Genomic DNA, 17,257 nt, shown 5'->3' on the forward strand with positions numbered 1-17,257 from the left:
GCTCACCCGTGCACCTTCGGTGCCCAACCGCATGGCGATGGCCAGTCCAATGCCGCTTGCAGCACCGGTTGCAATGCAGTCTTGTTATCCAGGCGCATCGGGTTCGACCTCTTTCTGGGGAGCAGCAAGTGGTTCAGTCCAGCCTTCAGCGACCCGATCCACGCTGAGCAGGCTGCGCGCATAATCCTGTTGCGCGCGAACAATGGCATCATCCTGCTGTGAGGGAAGAAAGACCGGCAAAGCAAGGCAGACACTTTGTGTGGCCAACAGCTTATTCCAGTTCGCGATCAGCGCCTTGAAAGCGCGCCCCACCGCCCTCGGATTTCGGTCGAGGTCATAGAGGCCGAGCGGATTGATCCGTCCGTTGTTCTCCCGAAGCGCACTGTCCCAGTCCACCTGATCCGTCAGCGAGTACCAGGTGAAGCCTACGATGGGGATGCCATCGTTGCGGATCCGCAGCACGTTGGCCCACTCTTTCCACAGCCAATAGACGGCTTCGTCTCCATTGGGGCCTTCGCTGATGTTGGTCTCCGTATGCATTACGGGAAGCCGGTAGCGGTTGAAGTACTGCCGCGTGATCTCGTCATAGCCAAACACCTCGCCGGACCCGGACGTCGTTCCGTCTGCCCAAACCCGATGTTCGTTGGTCTGGTAATAGTCGGTGCCCATCACGCAATGCCTGCGCAGATGGCTCTCCAGGAAGAAACTGTATTCTTCGGCCGTCATCCCGTTTTCGAGAAGATAGCGATAGGTGTGCGCGTCGACGTCATGACCGTAGTTGAGATCAAGCGACAGGAAACGCTCGCTGTTGAACCGTTCCGCTCTGCCGACCGCCTCGGGAGAATCGGCGTGGAAGTATTCCGAGGATTCGCTCTGTATGAAGATGGCGTCCGGCCGCACCTCGAGGATCGCCCGCATGGCAAGCACGTTCGCCTTCACGATGTGCTTGAGGGCGGTGACGAAAGCAGTGTCGCTGCTCAGTTGTTCGTTCCACCATCCCCAGCGAGCCGAAAAGGTGGCGCAGATGAACATCTCATTTATTGGGGTGAAGAGCTGGATCCACGGATAGCGCATCGCGAAATCCCTGGCGTAGTGCTCGAATAGTGTCGGAAAGTCCGGGTTCTGGAAGTTGCCAACCCAGTCCGGCACGCCAAAATGGCAAAGGTCGACGATCGGAAGAATGTCTTTCGCCTTCAGGTCCGCGAAGGTCTCATCGGCGAATGCCCAATCATAACGTCCATCACCCAGCCACGTTTTGTGGATGGGAGGTCCGTAGCGGAGGAAATGCACCCCGAGATCCTGGACCAGTTCGAAGTCGGTGCGCCATCGTTCGTAGAAGCGGCATTTTTCCATTTCGTCGACGCGCTCCCGGCCTTGTCGAATGGTGGGGGTGCTGTTCTCGATGCCGGTGGCAAACATGAACGTGAACATTGATGGTCCTTAGCCAAGGCGGAGATGCCCGCGCTTGGTCAAACGTTCAGTGCTCAACGCAGTTCCTGCAAGACTGCTTGTCAAGTTCGGTAGGCGCCTGACAACCACGTGCCTGAAATTGGCGGAATTCTATCCCACGGTTCAAGCGAGCAGCTTGCGCCGAACATGGTCGGACTATGCTGGACGGAGATGTCGGCTTCGGGCCAGACCAGTTGGCGTCAAACGCGCCTTTGCAAGTGAAAGCGGTATGGTAGCTATCCACGTTTGCAAACTGCAAGCGGACGTTCCGCTGCCGGCCCCATTTGAGCCATTCACTGGGAGGCAGACCCGCGGTACATCACCAATATTCTCGAAGCCAGTAGTTAGTCTCGTTCATCGTCCTTTGGTTCGACAGACCCATACGAGAGAATACGAGAGATATGGACCGGCGAACCATCCGCTGTATTGATCTCCTGTAGAAAACAGTGACCCTCAGAGACTAGCATGATCGTTATTCGTCAATGGCTACGAAGCTGTTCGCCAAATTGATTCAAGAAGCTGATCCAGCCATTCGCTGACCGCATTTATCTTCTGCCGAACAGCAGCAACGCGCCTGAATCCTGCCTTCGGATCAATGTTCGCGTACGCAAAAACGGCCGCTCGCGAACATACATTGACAGGTCCAGTTCCGAATAATAAGTTCGGTCATAGAACGAATTAACCGGAGTTCAATGTGACTGACCTGCCGCGCATATCCCGTCAGTTCTCACAGCGCTCCGTGATGGAAGCGATCGTCCAGGGCGGGCCGATCTCCCGCGCCTCGATCGCCAAGCTGACGGGCCTGTCGAAGCAGACCATCTCCGAAATCATGCGCGGGCTCGAGCAGGAGGGCTGGGTCCAGGAAACCGGCCGCACCAGCGGCCATGTCGGGCGCACCGCCGTCACCTACGAACTGGTCCACGACGCAGCCTATATCATCGCCGTCGACCTTGGCGGTACCAAGGTGCGGGTCGCGCTGACCGACCTTGCCTGCCAGATCTTTGCCGAAGCCGCCACACCGACCGATCCGCGCGGCGGCCAGTTCGTCGTCGATCAGATTGCAGCGCTGGCCTTCGATGCCGCGGCCAGACAGCACGTCGCGCGCAAGAAGATACGCCTGGCCGTCATCGGCGCGCCTGGCGCTCCTGACCCGGCCACCGGCCGCATTCTAATGGCGCCGAACATTGCCGGCTTCGACACAATGAATGTGCTGGATGCCTTCGAAGAAGCGCTCGGCGTCGCGGTGATGATCGAGAACGACGTCAATCTCGCGGTGCTTGGCGAGAACTGGCTCGGCCAAGGCCAGGGCATCGACAATCTCGCCTACGTCGCGCTCGGCACCGGCATCGGCAGCGGGCTGATGCTGGGCGGCCATCTGGTGCGGGGTGCTGGGCACGCCGCCGGCGAGATCGGTTTCATGCCGATCGGGGCCGATCCCTTCACCGAGGAATCACTGCGCACCGGCGCATTCGAACGCGCGGTGGCCACCCACGCCATGACCGATCGCTACCACGCTCTCACCGGCAGGCAGGTCTCGGTGCCGGCAATATTCGAGAATGCCGCGCTTGGCGACAAGGACGCGCTCACCGTGCTCGACGAAACTGCCCGCCATCTGGCGCAAGGCGTTGCGGCAATCGCGGCAATCGCCAATCCAGAAAAGTTTATCCTCGGCGGCTCGATTGGGTTGCGGCCCGAAATCCTGTCCAGGGTGCAGGCGCTTCTGCCGCTATGCTTCCCCTATCCGGTCAGGGTCGAGGCGAGCGAACTCGGCGCACGCGCAGCCCTCATTGGCGCGGCGGCAATCGGCCTTGGCCAGTTGCACAACACGCTGTTCGGCGTCGACGCGCCTGATGGCCGGATTTCGCTGCCGCCTGCCCAGGCCGCCGCGCTGAAGGAGGCCGCGATATGACTCGCAATATTACCGCCCGCCTGCAGGCAGCGCTCGACCGCGACGACGCACTAACGCTGTTTCGCGGCGCCATCGGCCGAGAGAGCATCACCGGCAACGAAGCCAACTTCGTCGACTTCCTAGAAGCCAGGATGCGCGACCTTGACCTCAGCGGCCTGACCAGGACGGAATTCCTTCCCGGGCGGCCCAACATCTGGGGCGAGCGCAAGGGGGCCGACCAGGGAAAGCACCTGCTGTTCATCGGCCATACCGACACCGTCCATGTCGACGGCTGGCGCGAGCATTGGGCAGGCACCGAGCGTGAGGATCCGTTCGCCGCCCCGATCATTGATGGTGCTGTCTGGGGCCGAGGCTCCGGCGACCTCAAGGCCGGCATCACCGCTTCGCTTGCGGCACTCGCGCTGCTCGACAAGGCCGGCGTTCGCCTCAAGGGCGACGTCGCCTTTGCTTTCATCGGCGACGAGGAGAGCGGCCACTCCGGCACCGGCATTTCCGCCGGGATCAAGCACTTCGTCGGACGCATCGAGGCCGGCGAGATCACAGCACCCGATTTCACCGTCTATGTCGAGCCGACCCGCCTAGCCGTCTATGCGGCGCAGATCGGCTTCTTCATCACCGATATCTCGATTACCGGCAAATCCGCCTATTTCGGTGTGCCAGAACTCGGCAAGGATGCGCTCCGTGCAAGCCATGCCGCGATGACGGCGCTTTGGAAGCATTCGGATGAGGTCGCCGCGCGCGCCGAGCACAAACTGGTCGGGCGCGGCTTCCTGCTTATCACCGGGCTTGCCGGCGGCGGCTACATTGCCGTCCCCGAGCGCTGCACGCTCTCGCTGATCCGTAAGCTGTTGCCTGGCGAAGACCTCGACACCGCCGCCGCCGAGATCGAGGCTGCCGTGCGCGGCGCGATCACCGATCCGGATATTTCGGTAGAGTTCGCCTACCCCGCCGGCCGCGACCACAGGCTGGGCGGCACCGCTGCCGAGATCGGCGAAACGCGGGCGGAAGTCGCCATGCTGTCCGACGCGATGGCCGGCGCAATGAGCGGACGCGGCGTCATCGAGGGCGCACCGTTCTGGTCGGAGTCCCCCTTCTTCATCAATCAGCTCGGTATTCCTGCCGTCTATTGCGCGCCCGGCGACATCAGGAATTGCCACACATTCGAGGAGCACGTGGATGTCGAGGAATATTTCGCCGGCATAGTCGGCTTCGCCGCCTTCATGGCCCGCTACTGCGGCGTGGCCGACTGAACCACCAACGAAGCAAAATGGGAGAACTGACATGCCGATGAAGACACTGATCGCCGCCGCCTTTGCCGGCGGATTGATGCTTGCCGCCAACCCAGCTTTCGCACAGACGGTCGGCCCGCAGGGCGAGAGCGCCACGCCGAGCGCCGACGTGATCCTAAGCGATGCCGACATCGCCGCGCTCAAGGACAAGGGCTACAAGGCTGCCTTGCTCTGGCACACCTCGTCCGATTTCACCAATGCGGTAACCGCCGGCGCCACCGACGAATTCGCCCGCGCCGGCATCACCATTGCGGTCAAAACGGATGCCCAGTTCGACTCCGCCCGCCAGCGCAGCGACATCGAGACGGCGTTGGCCGCCAAGCCCAACGTCATCTTGGCGCTGCCGCTCGACCCGGTCACCTCGGCAGAAGCCTTCCGCCAGGCGGTCAAGGACGGCACCAAGTTGGTGTTCCTGTCCAACTTGCCCAAGGGCTACAAGCAGGGCACCGATTACGCTTCGATCGTGACTGACGATCTATTCCAGATGGGCAAGCAGGCTGCGGACGCGATGGCCAAGGCGATCGGCGGCAAGGGCAAGGTCGGCTACATTTTCCACGACGCTGCCTACTACGTCACCAACCAGCGCGACCAAGCCTTCAAGACCACCATCGAGAAGGTGTATCCCGACATCAAGATCGTCGCCGAACAGGGCATATCCGACCCGGCCCGCGCCGAGGAACTGGCCAACGCGATGCTTTTGCAGCATCCCGATCTCGACGGCATCTACGTGACCTGGGCCGAGCCGGCCGACGGCGTGCTGTCGGCGCTACGCGGCGCCGGCAACGCCAGGACCAAGATCGTCACGCTCGACCTCGCCGAGCCGGTCGCGCTCGACATGGTCAAGGGCGGCAATGTCGCAGCCCTCGTCGCCGACAAGGCCTATGAACTCGGCCGCGCCATGGCTGCTTCCGGCATGAAGTCGCTGCTTGGCCAGCCGACCCCGGCCTTCGTCGTCGCCCCGGCCCTGACCGTCACCAAGGAGAATGTCGCGCAGGGCTGGAAGGACTCGCTCAACCGCGACGCGCCGCAGCCGGTGCTCGACGCGGCGAAGTAAGGCTCTCGCTCCGGCGCGGCCCGCCGCACCGGAGCTTTCTTCGACACAACAAAAAGGGAACCGGGACATGCGCAAAGCATCTGTAATCATAACGACAGTGGCGAGCCTGCTAGCCATGCACGCCTTCGCCGCCGAAGGCGTCACCACAGGACCGAATGGTGAAAAGCCGGTGCCGGCGAGCAGTCTTACGCTGACGCCAGCCGAAGAGCAGCAGATCAAGGACGGCAAGTTCACCGCCGCCCTCGTCTGGCACGAGATGAGCGAATACACCAACGCCGTCAACGCCGGCGCCCATGACGAATTCAAGCGCCTCGGCATCGAGGTGGTGGCGCAGACCGATGCCGGTTTCGACGCCGCGCGACAGAAGGCCGATATCGAGACGGTGATGGCCAAAAAGCCGTCGATCATCCTGTCGCTTCCCGTCGATCCGGCGACCGCAGCTTCGGTCTACGATCCGGCACGCCAGGCCGGCGTCAAGCTCGGCTTCGTTGACAATTCCCCGGCCGGCTACAAGCAGGGCAGGGACTATGTCACCATCGTCTCCGACGATCTCTTTCAGATGGGCAACAAGGCCGGCATCGCCATGGCCGAGGCGCTCGGCAAGAAAGGCAAGATCGGCTACATCTTCCACGATGCCGACTTCTACGTCACCAACCAGCGCGACCAGGCCTTCAAGAAGACCATCGAGCAGGACTATCCCGATATGAAGATCGAGGCCGAGGCCGGCATGGCCGACCCGGCGCGCAGCGAAGACATCGCCCAGGCGATGATCACCCAGCATCCGGACCTGGACGGCATCTATGTCACCTGGGCCGAACCGGCGCTGAGCGTGCTTTCGGCCTTGCGCGGTGCCGGCAACACGCACACCAAGATTGTCACGCTCGACCTCAATGAGCCTGCCGCGCTCGACATGGTCAAGGGCGGCAACATCGCGGCCCTCGTCGCCGACGAGGCCTACAGCATTGGCGTGACGCTGGCGCGCGCCTCGGCAGGTTCTCTGGTCGGCAAGAAGGCCGAACCATTCTATGCCGTAGATTCCATCGCCGTCACCAAGGACACGGTGAAGGACGGTTGGAAGAAGTCCCTCAACAGGGACGTACCGGCGGCTATCGCGGACGCGGTGAAATAGGCTCGAGGCGAAGCGCTCACCACCGGAGGAATAAAATGTCCAGTGCCAACACCAGCGCCGGTGGCAGCTTCGCCAGCCGCTTCAATCTGCAGCAATATGTCGTCTACCTCGGTTTCCTGGCGATCTTCCTGTTCTTCGCCATTGTGCTGAGGGACAGCGGCTTCCTCACCGTCCGAAACTTATCGAACATCGTGTTGCAGACGACGCCGGTGACGATCATGGCCATCGGCCTGGTCTTCGTCATGTCGGCCGGCGAAATAGATTTGTCGATCGGCTCGATCGTGGCGGTGGCGGCCCTTGCAGCCGCCGTCACCATCAACGCGTACGGCATGCCGGCAGGGATAGTCGCCGGCCTCGGCGCCGGCCTGCTGATCGGCGTCATCAACGGCGTGCTGGTGGCGTATGTCAGGCTGCCCTCCTTCCTGGTGACGCTGGCGACGCTCGGCCTGTTCGCCGGCGTTTCGCGTTCGATGACAGACCTTCGCTCGATCTCGGTGACCAACGAAGCGTTCACCGGCTTCTTCGGTTCCGGCTCGCTGCTCGGTGTCCCCTCACTCGTCTGGTGGTCGGTGATTGCCGTGGCCATCGGCCACCTGGTGTTCCGCGAGACCCGTTTCGGCGCGCATGTGCTGGCGACCGGCGACAATGCCCGCGCCGCAAGCGTATCGGGCATCAGCGTGCCCAGGATCAGGCTCGCCGTGCTGACCATCAGCGGCGGGCTCGCCGGTCTTGCCGGCTTGCTCTATGCCGGTCGCCTGCAGGCGGCGAAATATACTCTCGGCGAAACCGACCTGATGACGGTCATCGCCGCCGTCATCGTCGGCGGCACGCTGCTCAATGGCGGCAAGGGCTCCGTGGTCGGCGCGCTGGTCGGCTCGTTGATGATGGGCATGCTCAACAACGGCCTGATCCTGATGGGCCTGTCGGTCTCCGACCAGATGATCGTGCGCGGCCTCATTATCCTGACCGCAGTCGCCGTGTCGCTGCGCGAAAAGAACCGCTGAAGGAAGCCATCCATGTTTCTCGAGATTCTGCGCCGCCGCAACCCCGCCTTCATCGAATCAGCTATCCGGTTGCACCAGCAAGGTAAGCTGCCGGCCAATGCTTATGTGCTCGATCTCGACACGGTTGAGGCCAATGCGCGGGTTCTCAAGAGCGAGGCCAACCGCAACGGCCTGAAGATCTTCGCCATGACCAAGCAGGTCGGCCGCTCCTCGTCGTTCTGCCGGGCTGTGATGCGCGGCGGCATTGACCGCGCGGTCGCCGTCGACATGGCTTGCGCCCGCGCCACCCACAAGGCAGGCATGAAGCTTGGCCATCTCGGCCATCTCCAGCAGGTCGCAAAATTCGAAGCGGCGGCTGCGGCGAAAACCTTCAAGCCGGACTACTGGACCGTGTTCAATGATACCAAGGCTGGGGAAGCGGCAACAGGCGCCAAGGCGGCCGGCTATGTGCAGCATCTGCTGGCCCGCATCGCCGCCGAAGGCGATATCTTCTATCGCGGCCATGAAGGCGGTTTCAATGCCGCCGACATTATCGATGTCGCCGACCGGCTGGATGCCGTCGAAGGCGGCCGTTTCGCCGGCATCACCACTTTCCCTGCTCTGCTGTTCGACCATGCTTCGCGGAAAGTGCTGCCGACCCCCAATCTGGCGACGCTCGCGAAAGCTGCGGAAGCGTTGGCCAAGGCAGGCCGCAAGGACATTGAGATCAACGCGCCGGGCACCACGTCGAGTGTCATGCTGGCGGCACTCGCCGAGGCTGGCGCGACGCAGTGCGAGCCCGGCAATGGACTGCATGGCACCACCGCGCTGCATGTCATGGAAGATTTGCCGGAGCTGCCGGCGGTGCTCTATCTCACCGAGGTCTCGCATCTCTCCGGCGGCAAGGCCTATTGCCTTGGCGGCGGCTTCTACATCGATCCGATCTTCCCCGACTACGACGTCAAGGCGATCGTCTCGGCTGAACCGACGACGGCAGGCTCGGCACTGCGCAGCGTCGAGGTGCCGCCGCCCTCTGCGATCGACTATTACGCCATGATCGATGCCGCCGGCGCGAACGCGCCGAAGCCTGGCGACAGCGCCGTGTTCGGCTTCCGTGGCCAGGCCTTCGTCACCCGCGCCCATATTGTCGGCGTGTCGGGCATTTCGACGGACAATCCGAAAGTGGAAACCATCGAGAACGGCTTCGGTGAACCCTATGCCTGGCCAGTCTAGGAGAAACACATGACGGTGAGCGCGCCCATCCTTCAGCTGCACGACATTCGCAAGAATTTCGGCGGCATCACCGCGATCGAGAGTTTTTCGCTCGAGGTTTTCCCGGGCGAGATCGTTGCACTCGTCGGCGACAACGGCGCCGGAAAGTCGACGCTGGTCAAGATCGTCTCGGGCGTCCACCCGCCCTCGTCCGGCACCATCGTCATCGAAGGAAAACCGGTGACGATGTCGAATGCCACCATGGGGCGCGCGCACGGCATCGAGGTCGTCTACCAGGACCTGGCGCTGGCCGACCAGCAGACGGTCTACATGAACATGTTCCTCGGCCGCGAGCCGCTGAACCGCCTCGGTTTGCTCGACCGCCGCCGCATGATCGACGAGACCGAGAAACTGGTGAAGGAACTGGACGTGCGCATCCCCTCCGCCCACGCCACTATCCGCGATCTCTCCGGCGGCCAGCGCCAGGGCGTTGCGATCGCGCGCGCCACGCATTGGGCAAGCAAGCTGATCCTGCTGGATGAGCCGACGGCGGCGCTGGGCGTTGCCGAAACCGCCCGGGTGGAGGCTATCGTCCAGTCGCTGAAGCAGCGCAATGTCGGCATCCTGATCATCAGCCACAGCCTCGACCAGGTCTTCAAGCTCTCCGACCGCATCTGTGTTCTCAGGCGTGGCAAGCAGATTGGAATTCGCGAGACCGCGAAGACCGATAAGAACGAGATCGTTGCCATGATCACCGGCCTGCAGCAGCAATAGCAGGAACCTCTCTGAGAGCCCCCGCCCGAGATCCGGATGTTGTCGGCAATCACGCGATCGATCAGCTTGTGCCGCGTGGTGATCGCCATCGGCCCGTCCTGGTCGTAGCTGCCTTGCCACTCCGGATGCGGCGCCAGCAGCGCTGGCACATACATCGTGTCGGCCGAAATCATGCGCTGTTCCTTGCCGTAGTTTGCGAGGTAGACCGAGTGGCCGGGCGTGTGGCCGGCGCAGCGATGATCTGGAAGCCGGGCGCGACTTCGGCGCCGTCATGGATGCTGCTGGAACTGCTGCGTCTGGTGAAGCTGCCTGCATCGCCTGAATTTCTCCAGGCGTATCCGCACCAGCTTTCTGGCGGCCAACAGCAGCGCGTTGGCATCGCTGTCCCAGTCTCGATTTGATAGGACCTATGCAATGTATGGCGGCGCCGACATCACCGTGCCGCCCGGCGGAGTCAAGCTGTCCGGTTTCGGTCGCGACAAGTCGCTGCATGCGCTGGACAGATACACCGTCTCAAAACAGCCTGGATTTCTCTCGGCTGCCCGTTTTTCGCTAAGCGCTGCCGAGGATGAAATCGGCGCAGCGGTCGGCGATCATGATCACCGGCGCGTTGGTTTTGCCGCTGATGAGACGCGGCATGATCGAGGCGTCGCAGATGCGTAGGCGCGGCACGCCGCGCACGCGCAATTGCGGGTCGACCACCGCCTGGTCATCGCTGCCCATCCGGCAGGTGCCGCAGGGGTGATAGACCGTTTTGGCGTGTTCGAGGATGTGGTCTGTTATGGACTGATCGGAAAGGTCGGCGGCCCCGCCCAGCGACAGCTCCTCGGCGATCACCGCCTGCAGGGCCGGCTGACGCAGGATGGTGCGGGCGATCTTCATGCCGGCGAGCAGCAGGGCAACACCAAGATGCGACGGCAGGCTTTCCCTACGAAACCCGCTTCGAGGATCTGGAATATCTCACCACCGGTCGCACCGATCTGGTTTCGGTTCTTACCAACAATGCCTACCTCCATTCCCATTCCTCATTCTTTTGTCTTCCTGCTTGTCCTGGCGGCGGTGATGTTGGTCGTTCTGCACCGTACCGCCTTCGGACTATACCTCTACGCCGTCGGCAAAAATGAAGAGGCCGCGCGGTTTTCGGGAATCCGTACCGGCCGGGTTATCATCTGCGCCTATGTGATCTGCGCCGGGCTGACGGCGCTGTCATCCATCTTTCTCGCAATGTACACACGCTCGATCCTGCCAAGCTCGCACGGCAATTTCTACGAGCTCTACGCGATCGCCGCCGCCGTCCTTGGAGGGTTCTCGTTGCGGGGCGGGGAAGGCTCAATCATTGGTGTGGTGCTTGGAACGATCTTGCTGCAGGTGCTTCAGAACCTTGTCAATCTTCTAGGCATTCCCTCCTCACTCAACTTTGCCGTGAGTGGATCGGTGATCCTGATCGGGGTACTGGCCGACCAGGAATACACAGAGTTTCGAAAGCGCCGCGAATTGATGCGGGGCCGGCTCGCAACCGCCGAAGGTAGGCTGTGATGCCCGAGCCGGTGAAATAGATTGTTCACGGCAGTTGCGATCGCCGACCGGTTGGCTGCTTGCGCCCGGGGGGCAGCCGAAGGCCGGGATCTAAAACGCCGCAATATTGCCTCTCAAGCGGCTCCTGCTTCGAAGGCAGTCGCCGCAATGTCGATGCAGTCGGCTCATGATGTGCCGAGTTTCGATCTCGCATGGCGATGTAACTTATGCGATCAGCCCGTACTGCCGTGCCTTGTTGCGCAAGAACGGCAGACCGTTGCCCATTACAACCGCTTCACTCTCGGCCACCGGACGCCACACGCTGAGGCCAAACGCCAGACGCGGATCCATGTTGATGAAGCTCTCCATCGCGAGCCCGCCCTTGAAGCCGATCGCGGCCAGCGTTGCGAACGTCTCATCCCAATTGCAATTGCCCTCGCCTGGGGTGCCGCGATCAGACTCGGAGAGGTGGATATATTTGAGGTAATCGCGGGCGACGATAATACCGTTGCCCATACCTTTCTCCTCTATGTTCATGTGATAGGTATCAAGGTGCACGAACATATTGTCGGCGCCGACTCTCTCGATTAGTGCCACCGCCTGAGCCGCGGTGTTGATGATGTGGTTCTCGTAGCGGTTCACGGCTTCAACACCGAGTTCGATGCCGCGAGACTTGGCTTGCGCGGCGGCGGACGTCATCACTTTTGCAATGTTATCAAGTTCGTCCTGCGTAGGTGGCACGCCAGTACGCTCGCCGATGCCGCCATAGATTACGCCGCATAGCGCCTGGGCTCCGATGTCGGCCGTCTTGTCGATAGCCACCTTGAGAAAGTCAATCGCCTCCTGTGGGTGGCGCGATGCCCACGCATATTCGGGCAACCCTAGCGAGCACACCGCCTGCATGCCATTTGCCGCCAGCAGCTTGCGGGTGTGATCGGCATCGCAAGAAAATGGATCGGCCAGCGAAATTTCAATGAAATCGAGATCGTATTTTTTCACCGCCGCTACAGTGTGCTCGGCGCCCTCTACGGACCAACCACTCGTCCACATGCTCGTATGAACGCCAAAACCCTTCATCGTGTTATCCTCATGAAATTGAGCTGCCCGGCAGCCCACCGCAAGATCATGACGCCGATCAGCATGATGCCCCAAATGGCTGTGGCCAGGTGCTGGCTGGCGCCCAAGAGATTCAGTCCCGAAGAAAGCAACTGCAAAACGATGAGGGCTAGGAAGACCGAAACGACCTTGCCGAAGCCGCCAAACGGATTCACCCCGCCCAAAAAGCAGGCAAGCACCGTAATCAGCACATAGGACTCGCCATGGCCGACACGGACGGAATTGAATCGTGCCATCATGATGATGCCGGCCAACGCACACATGGCGCCAGACAGCGCGTAGATCAGAATGATCACGCGTCGCGTCGAGATGCCGGAATAGCGCGTCGCCTCGATGTTGGAGCCGACCATATAGTTTGAAAAGCCAAGCCTGGTTCGGGTCATCAAAACATGCCAGACGATGACTGCGCCGAGCAGTATCAGCAGCGGGACAGGAATGCCGACGATGCTGCCGTGGCCCAGGGGCTGGATGAATTCGGGAAAGCCCGAAATATCGGCGCCGCGGGTCAGAAACTCGCCAAGGCCGCGCAGGAAAATCATCACCGAGAGCGAAACGAGGATGGGGTGCGCGCCGGTATAGGCTATCACCGGGCCCATGACCAAGCCGCTTGCCGTGCCAACGCCGACCGCAAGAACGGAACCGAGTAGAAAGGCATAGATGCTTGCGTCCGGTCCTCCGTTGGCCTGAAGAACCCAGGCGAGCGTGAGGCCACAGAGATTGGCCGTGAACGTCACGGCGAGATTGATGCCGCCCGAGATGATCGGCATCAACATCGCGAGCGTAAGCAGTCCAAGTTCAGGCAACTGGAAGGCCACCGATTCAAAGGTAGCTTTGGACAGGAATCGCGGCGAGAGAGATCCGAAGAATGCAATCACCAAAATCAATGCCAGCAAAAGTCCGATATTCTCGGCGCCCAACGTGCCGGCAAGACGGCGCAAGAATCCGTGCCGTAGCGCTCCAGTTTCGAGCACGCGCTGCGTCATGTACCCATCCTCTGCCGCAAGCCCGCGAGGATATGCCCGAGCGGCGCGTTGGACAGCGTGATGGCAATCAAGATGATCGCCCCGACGATCATCTTGAAAGCATAGGGAGAGATGCCGAGGAGGTTCAGCCCGTTTTGCGTCACCGACACAAGAAACACGCCAAGGATGCAACCGAGCACGGTGCCGCGCCCGCCACCCAGCCTGGCACCGCCAAGGACAACAGCTGCCAGCACGTCCAGCTCGCGCCCCACCAATGCGTTGGGCACGACTTCCTGGGAATAGTGCACCTGCACAAGTCCCGCGATCCCGGCCATCAAACCAAGCCAGCCGAAGGCAATGAAGTGCATCGCCGCGATGTTGATACCGAGGCGACGGGCGCCCTCCGGGTTATCGCCAAAAGCGTATAGCTGCCGTCCCGTGGTGGTATACCGGATAAGCCCCCAGGTGGCGGCGACGCAGACCGCCATGATCGCAACCGGCAGTGTTAGCTCGGCCCAATTGCCATTCGCCTGTTGGAACTCGAAAAGCACAGTGCGATGCGTCCACCATGCAGGCAGATTGTAGATCGATACACCGTGCGTGAAGAACATCAGAAGGCCGAAAAAAATATTGAAGGTGGCGATGGTGACAACGATTGAAATGATCTGGAAATAGTAGATGAGGCCGGCGTTCACCGCACCCAGGGCGATCCCGACAATTGCCGCCAAGGTGAGGCCGATGAACCAATCACCACCTCCCATTTGGGCTAGAGCCAGCGCCACAACGTATTGAACCACTGACGCGGCCACAGCGAAGGAGATGTCGATGCCCCCAGCGATCAACACCACCAGCAGCCCAACCGCGAAGATCAGATTTGTCGAGCTTGTGTTGAGCAGATTGAAGAGATTGGCAATGGTGAAGAATTTGTCGCTCGCAACGGAGAGACCTGCGCTCATGATGAGAAGAACCACAACGAGCCATGTCTCGGTGGGATGAGCCCGGAAGAGCTTGCCGCGGTTACGCATAGACGGCAGCTTCCAGGTCGCCGAGCGGGATGGCGTGCGGATCGTATTCGGCGACTATCTTGCCCGCAGCCATATGAAGGATACGATCGGCGTTGAAATAGACCTCCGGCACTTCATCGGATATCAGCAGAATCGCCAGGCCTTCGGCAGCGAGCTTGGCGACAATCTCGAAGATGCCGGCCCGCGCGCCAACGTCCACCCCCACGGTTGGCGAATCAAGAATGATCAGTTTCAGGCCGACCGCCAGCCATTTGGCGATGGCCACCCTTTGCTGGTTGCCGCCCGAGAGCGTGGAAATCGCATCGGTCTGCCGCCCGACTTTTATCGCCAATTCCTCGATCCAATGATTGACGAGCGCGTCCTTCTTCTCCGAGGAGATCAGCCCTCGATCAAGGATCTTGTCGAGCACCGGGATAACGGCGTTGTCGGCGATGGACTGAGCTTGTATGAGACCAAGGGACAAGCGGTCTTCGGAGAGATATCCAATACCCGCGCGGATTGCGTCGCGGTTGGAGTTCAGATGAAGAACCGTCCCGTTGAGTGCGATGCTGCCGCGGTCTGGGCGCAGCATGCCGAAAATAGAAAGCGCGAGTTCTGTGCGACCGGCGCCGAGTAGCCCGGTCAGGCCAAGCGTTTCACCTCGCCGTATTGTCAGCGAAACGTCGTCATAGTCGCCTGCGCGGGTCAATCGATCGATCTTCAACACGACGGGTGATCCACTAAGGTTTCTCGTGCTCACGGTTTGGTCGAACGTCTTGCCGGTCATCAGTTCGGTGAGGCGTGATTGGGTCATTCCGGCGGTCGGGAACACCCCAACGACCTTACCGTCGCGCAGAACGGTGACGCGACTTGAGATCTCCAGAACTTCCGCAAGGCGATGGCTGACGAAGACGATGGCCATGCCTTCATTCGAGAGTGTTCGAACGATCGCGAGCAACCGGTCTGTTTCCGATTGAGTAAGCGACGATGTGGGCTCGTCCATGAAAATAACCTTCGCATCGCCGGCGAGCGCCCGGGCGATGGCGACGATCTGACGTTGGGCGATTGCAAAGCTACGCAGAGGCGCGTCGACATCGAGGTCGGCGCCAAGCCGCGCCAACAGCCCTCGCGCCACCTCGCGAATGCGCGAATGATCGACGAGCCGAGGCATGTTGCCGAGGACAGTTCTGATCCCGATATTTTCCGCGACTGTCATTTCAGGAAACAGTGCGAGGTCCTGCCAGATGACTTCCACCCCGGCGCTGCGCGCCGCAGCCGGCGACATGATGTCGACAGACTTTCCGGCGATCGATATGTTTGCGCCGGCTAGCGGCTGACAAACGCCGGTGATTACCTTGATCAGGGTGCTCTTGCCGCTGCCGTTCTCACCGGCGATGCATTGCACTTCACCCGGGAGAACCTCGAAGGCGACATCCTGGAGGGCTCTAACGCCACCAAATGTGACGCTTATGTTGCTAAACGACAGAACCGATGGGAGGTCCTGCGTCGTAGACGCGACGAGGTTCACGGCGGGCCCTTCTGAAATGACAAGGATGGGGCGTGCCGGGATTGATTTGCCACCCCGGCACGCCAGCCATGGTCCGCCATCTAAAGCCCTAGGGCTGCAAGACCATCGACCGTTTCGACCGTGATAGGCTGCACAGCGTCCACGATGATGGTGCCGGTTTTGAAGTCAGGGTGAACGACACCCAGACCTTCGATCGTCATGCCGTCGGTGATTTCACCGCCGCCCGCCAGAAAATCAGCCATCGTTACGAATACTTTGCCCGCTTCCAGAGGATTCCACATATAGCCGCCGTCAATAATGCCGGATTTGAGCATTGCGCTGCCTTGGCTAGGCGAGAATGAACCGACAAGAACCACCTTGTCACCAAGCTTCTGCTCCTCGATCGCGCGTCCGGCGCCGATCGGTCCCTGACTGCCGAACGTCAGGAAGCCGCCGAGGTCAGGATTGGCGGCAAGCACATCCAGAGCCGTCTTTCGGCTGTCATCGGCGCTCTCGGCGACGCCATATCTGTCGCCAACCATCTGCATGTCGGGAAAGTTCTTCTTCAGGTAGGCGATTGCAGCATCGGCCCAGGCATTGTGTGCGGGCACAGTAAGAGAACCTACGTACACCACGTACTTGCCTTTGCCGCCCATTTTCTCGGCAAATAGCTTGGCATGGGCCTCACCGAAACCAACGGCCGAGACCATTTCGAAGTCCCAATCAGCGTTCACCTGGTTTGGCGATTCATGGGTTATGACCTTGATGCCCGTGTCGCGCGCCTTTTTTAGAACCGGCTCGAGAACGTTTGCATCATTCGGCACGACGCCAATTACGCTGACGCCCTGAGCTATCAGGTCTTCGATCGCGCGGACCTGAAGTGCCGGGTCGGCGCTGGTCGGCCCGACCATGAAGCCGTCGTCGCCAAGCTCTTTCGACTTTTCCTTTATTCCCGTTTCCATGGCATTGAACCAGGGAATGCCGCCGATCTTCACGACGACTCCAACCTTGACGTCCTTCGCCAGCGCAGCATCCATTGCGGCGACCGAAAGGGCTGCGCCGAACGCTGCCGCGAGTATAGTTTTTGCTAACATTTAATTCCTCCCTGATTGACGAGTTTTTGGGTTGCCTATTGCCCATGTCGGCTTTGTTTGGCGCACCCCTTTGTGCCCGACGGCATTGACGCACTCGGCGCCGCATTCCTCCCAGAACGCGCCATAAAAGACTTTGAATGCCGGCCGGTCAAGGTGCTAAATAGATTTAGCAAGGCGGTCACGCCACCAGCGTCTAAAAACATTTCTCGATTGATGTAAACGATCCGCCCTTTCGCACTCAGGCTGCACCCGTAGAAACG

The 17,257-nt window shown here is 60.9% G+C and carries 16 protein-coding genes and 1 pseudogene; 9 read left to right on the top strand and 8 right to left on the bottom strand.

Annotation, left to right across the window (positions count from 1 at the left end; genetic code table 11):
- Positions 1 to 84 precede the first annotated feature (84 nt).
- Positions 85 to 1,431, bottom strand: coding sequence for a family 1 glycosylhydrolase (locus NLY37_RS30365; RefSeq protein ID WP_023738285.1), 1,347 nt, complete (start codon positions 1,429 to 1,431; stop codon positions 85 to 87).
- A 712-nt stretch (positions 1,432 to 2,143) separates the two neighbouring features.
- On the opposite strand from NLY37_RS30365, the gene NLY37_RS30370 reads away from it, so the two are divergent.
- The 7 genes from NLY37_RS30370 to NLY37_RS30400 all read left to right on the top strand — a co-directional run bounded on the left by NLY37_RS30370 (position 2,144) and on the right by NLY37_RS30400 (position 9,799).
- Positions 2,144 to 3,358: an ROK family transcriptional regulator gene (locus NLY37_RS30370; protein ID WP_023740507.1), complete on the top strand. Its 1,215-nt coding sequence runs from the start codon at positions 2,144 to 2,146 to the stop codon at positions 3,356 to 3,358.
- Positions 3,355 to 4,608 (top strand): M20 family metallopeptidase, encoded by a 1,254-nt coding sequence (locus NLY37_RS30375; protein ID WP_023740508.1) that lies wholly within the window; start codon positions 3,355 to 3,357, stop codon positions 4,606 to 4,608. Before NLY37_RS30370 ends, NLY37_RS30375 begins: the two co-directional genes overlap by 4 nt.
- Before the next feature lie 31 nt (positions 4,609 to 4,639).
- Positions 4,640 to 5,701, top strand: coding sequence for a substrate-binding domain-containing protein (locus NLY37_RS30380; protein ID WP_023667731.1), 1,062 nt, complete (start codon positions 4,640 to 4,642; stop codon positions 5,699 to 5,701).
- 67 nt (positions 5,702 to 5,768) lie between these two features.
- Positions 5,769 to 6,830 (top strand): substrate-binding domain-containing protein, encoded by a 1,062-nt coding sequence (locus tag NLY37_RS30385; protein ID WP_023729114.1) that lies wholly within the window; start codon positions 5,769 to 5,771, stop codon positions 6,828 to 6,830.
- A gap of 35 nt (positions 6,831 to 6,865) precedes the next feature.
- Positions 6,866 to 7,834, top strand: a complete 969-nt coding sequence (locus tag NLY37_RS30390) for an ABC transporter permease (protein ID WP_023692325.1) — start codon at positions 6,866 to 6,868, stop codon at positions 7,832 to 7,834.
- 12 nt (positions 7,835 to 7,846) lie between these two features.
- Positions 7,847 to 9,046, top strand: a complete 1,200-nt coding sequence (locus tag NLY37_RS30395; RefSeq protein WP_023738289.1) for an alanine racemase — start codon at positions 7,847 to 7,849, stop codon at positions 9,044 to 9,046.
- A 9-nt stretch (positions 9,047 to 9,055) separates the two neighbouring features.
- The gene (locus NLY37_RS30400; RefSeq protein ID WP_023740509.1) at positions 9,056 to 9,799 is read left to right on the top strand and encodes an ATP-binding cassette domain-containing protein; all 744 of its coding nucleotides are present in this window, start codon (positions 9,056 to 9,058) and stop codon (positions 9,797 to 9,799) included.
- Between the two features lie 23 nt (positions 9,800 to 9,822).
- On the opposite strand, the pseudogene NLY37_RS30405 reads toward NLY37_RS30400, so the two are convergent.
- Positions 9,823 to 10,076: pseudogene (locus tag NLY37_RS30405) on the bottom strand (MBL fold metallo-hydrolase); the annotation flags it as partial.
- Here NLY37_RS30405 and NLY37_RS30410 point away from each other — a divergent pair.
- Complete coding sequence (locus NLY37_RS30410; RefSeq protein ID WP_155922419.1) at positions 10,036 to 10,200, top strand: hypothetical protein; 165 nt, start codon at positions 10,036 to 10,038, stop codon at positions 10,198 to 10,200. The pseudogene NLY37_RS30405 and the gene NLY37_RS30410 overlap by 41 nt on opposite strands.
- A gap of 151 nt (positions 10,201 to 10,351) precedes the next feature.
- On the opposite strand, the gene NLY37_RS30415 is transcribed toward NLY37_RS30410, so the two are convergent.
- A complete protein-coding gene (locus NLY37_RS30415; protein WP_023740511.1) occupies positions 10,352 to 10,681 on the bottom strand; it encodes a GMC oxidoreductase in 330 nt (109 codons plus the stop codon).
- 120 nt (positions 10,682 to 10,801) lie between these two features.
- Between NLY37_RS30415 and NLY37_RS30420 the strand changes: the two genes are divergently transcribed.
- A complete protein-coding gene (locus tag NLY37_RS30420) occupies positions 10,802 to 11,335 on the top strand; it encodes an ABC transporter permease (RefSeq protein WP_502882089.1) in 534 nt (177 codons plus the stop codon).
- 204 nt (positions 11,336 to 11,539) lie between these two features.
- Here the strand turns inward: NLY37_RS30420 and NLY37_RS30425 are convergent, their stop codons facing one another.
- From NLY37_RS30425 to NLY37_RS30445, 5 genes are all read right to left on the bottom strand, one after another.
- Entirely contained in the window at positions 11,540 to 12,391 is an 852-nt protein-coding gene (locus NLY37_RS30425; RefSeq protein WP_023704358.1) for a sugar phosphate isomerase/epimerase family protein, read from the bottom strand.
- A complete protein-coding gene (locus NLY37_RS30430; protein ID WP_023667740.1) occupies positions 12,388 to 13,413 on the bottom strand; it encodes an ABC transporter permease in 1,026 nt (341 codons plus the stop codon). The genes NLY37_RS30425 and NLY37_RS30430 overlap by 4 nt, the downstream gene beginning before the upstream one ends.
- The gene (locus NLY37_RS30435; RefSeq protein ID WP_023667741.1) at positions 13,410 to 14,417 is read right to left on the bottom strand and encodes an ABC transporter permease; all 1,008 of its coding nucleotides are present in this window, start codon (positions 14,415 to 14,417) and stop codon (positions 13,410 to 13,412) included. Before NLY37_RS30435 ends, NLY37_RS30430 begins: the two co-directional genes overlap by 4 nt.
- Entirely contained in the window at positions 14,410 to 15,924 is a 1,515-nt protein-coding gene (locus NLY37_RS30440; protein ID WP_023740512.1) for a sugar ABC transporter ATP-binding protein, read from the bottom strand. Before NLY37_RS30440 ends, NLY37_RS30435 begins: the two co-directional genes overlap by 8 nt.
- 80 nt (positions 15,925 to 16,004) lie before the next feature.
- On the bottom strand, positions 16,005 to 16,997 hold the full coding sequence (locus NLY37_RS30445) for a substrate-binding domain-containing protein (protein ID WP_023740513.1): 993 nt from the start codon (positions 16,995 to 16,997) through the stop codon (positions 16,005 to 16,007).
- Positions 16,998 to 17,257: the final 260 nt, after the last annotated feature.

The sequence above is a fragment of the Mesorhizobium sp. C395A genome, from assembly GCF_030323205.1.
In the GTDB taxonomy this organism is placed as follows: Bacteria; Pseudomonadota; Alphaproteobacteria; order Rhizobiales; family Rhizobiaceae; genus Mesorhizobium.

Excerpts from the sequence above, each read along its gene's own strand:
- NLY37_RS30365 (WP_023738285.1), bottom strand. The coding sequence starts at position 1,431 with ATGTTCACGTTCATGTTTGCCACCGGCATCGAGAACAGCACCCCCACC.
- NLY37_RS30375 (WP_023740508.1), top strand. The coding sequence starts at position 3,355 with ATGACTCGCAATATTACCGCCCGCCTGCAGGCAGCGCTCGACCGCGAC.
- NLY37_RS30380 (WP_023667731.1), top strand. The coding sequence starts at position 4,640 with ATGCCGATGAAGACACTGATCGCCGCCGCCTTTGCCGGCGGATTGATG.
- NLY37_RS30385 (WP_023729114.1), top strand. The coding sequence starts at position 5,769 with ATGCGCAAAGCATCTGTAATCATAACGACAGTGGCGAGCCTGCTAGCC.
- NLY37_RS30390 (WP_023692325.1), top strand. The coding sequence starts at position 6,866 with ATGTCCAGTGCCAACACCAGCGCCGGTGGCAGCTTCGCCAGCCGCTTC.
- NLY37_RS30395 (WP_023738289.1), top strand. The coding sequence starts at position 7,847 with ATGTTTCTCGAGATTCTGCGCCGCCGCAACCCCGCCTTCATCGAATCA.
- NLY37_RS30400 (WP_023740509.1), top strand. The coding sequence starts at position 9,056 with ATGACGGTGAGCGCGCCCATCCTTCAGCTGCACGACATTCGCAAGAAT.
- NLY37_RS30410 (WP_155922419.1), top strand. The coding sequence starts at position 10,036 with ATGATCTGGAAGCCGGGCGCGACTTCGGCGCCGTCATGGATGCTGCTG.
- NLY37_RS30415 (WP_023740511.1), bottom strand. The coding sequence starts at position 10,681 with ATGAAGATCGCCCGCACCATCCTGCGTCAGCCGGCCCTGCAGGCGGTG.
- NLY37_RS30420 (WP_502882089.1), top strand. The coding sequence starts at position 10,802 with ATGCCTACCTCCATTCCCATTCCTCATTCTTTTGTCTTCCTGCTTGTC.
- NLY37_RS30425 (WP_023704358.1), bottom strand. The coding sequence starts at position 12,391 with ATGAAGGGTTTTGGCGTTCATACGAGCATGTGGACGAGTGGTTGGTCC.
- NLY37_RS30430 (WP_023667740.1), bottom strand. The coding sequence starts at position 13,413 with ATGACGCAGCGCGTGCTCGAAACTGGAGCGCTACGGCACGGATTCTTG.
- NLY37_RS30435 (WP_023667741.1), bottom strand. The coding sequence starts at position 14,417 with ATGCGTAACCGCGGCAAGCTCTTCCGGGCTCATCCCACCGAGACATGG.
- NLY37_RS30445 (WP_023740513.1), bottom strand. The coding sequence starts at position 16,997 with ATGTTAGCAAAAACTATACTCGCGGCAGCGTTCGGCGCAGCCCTTTCG.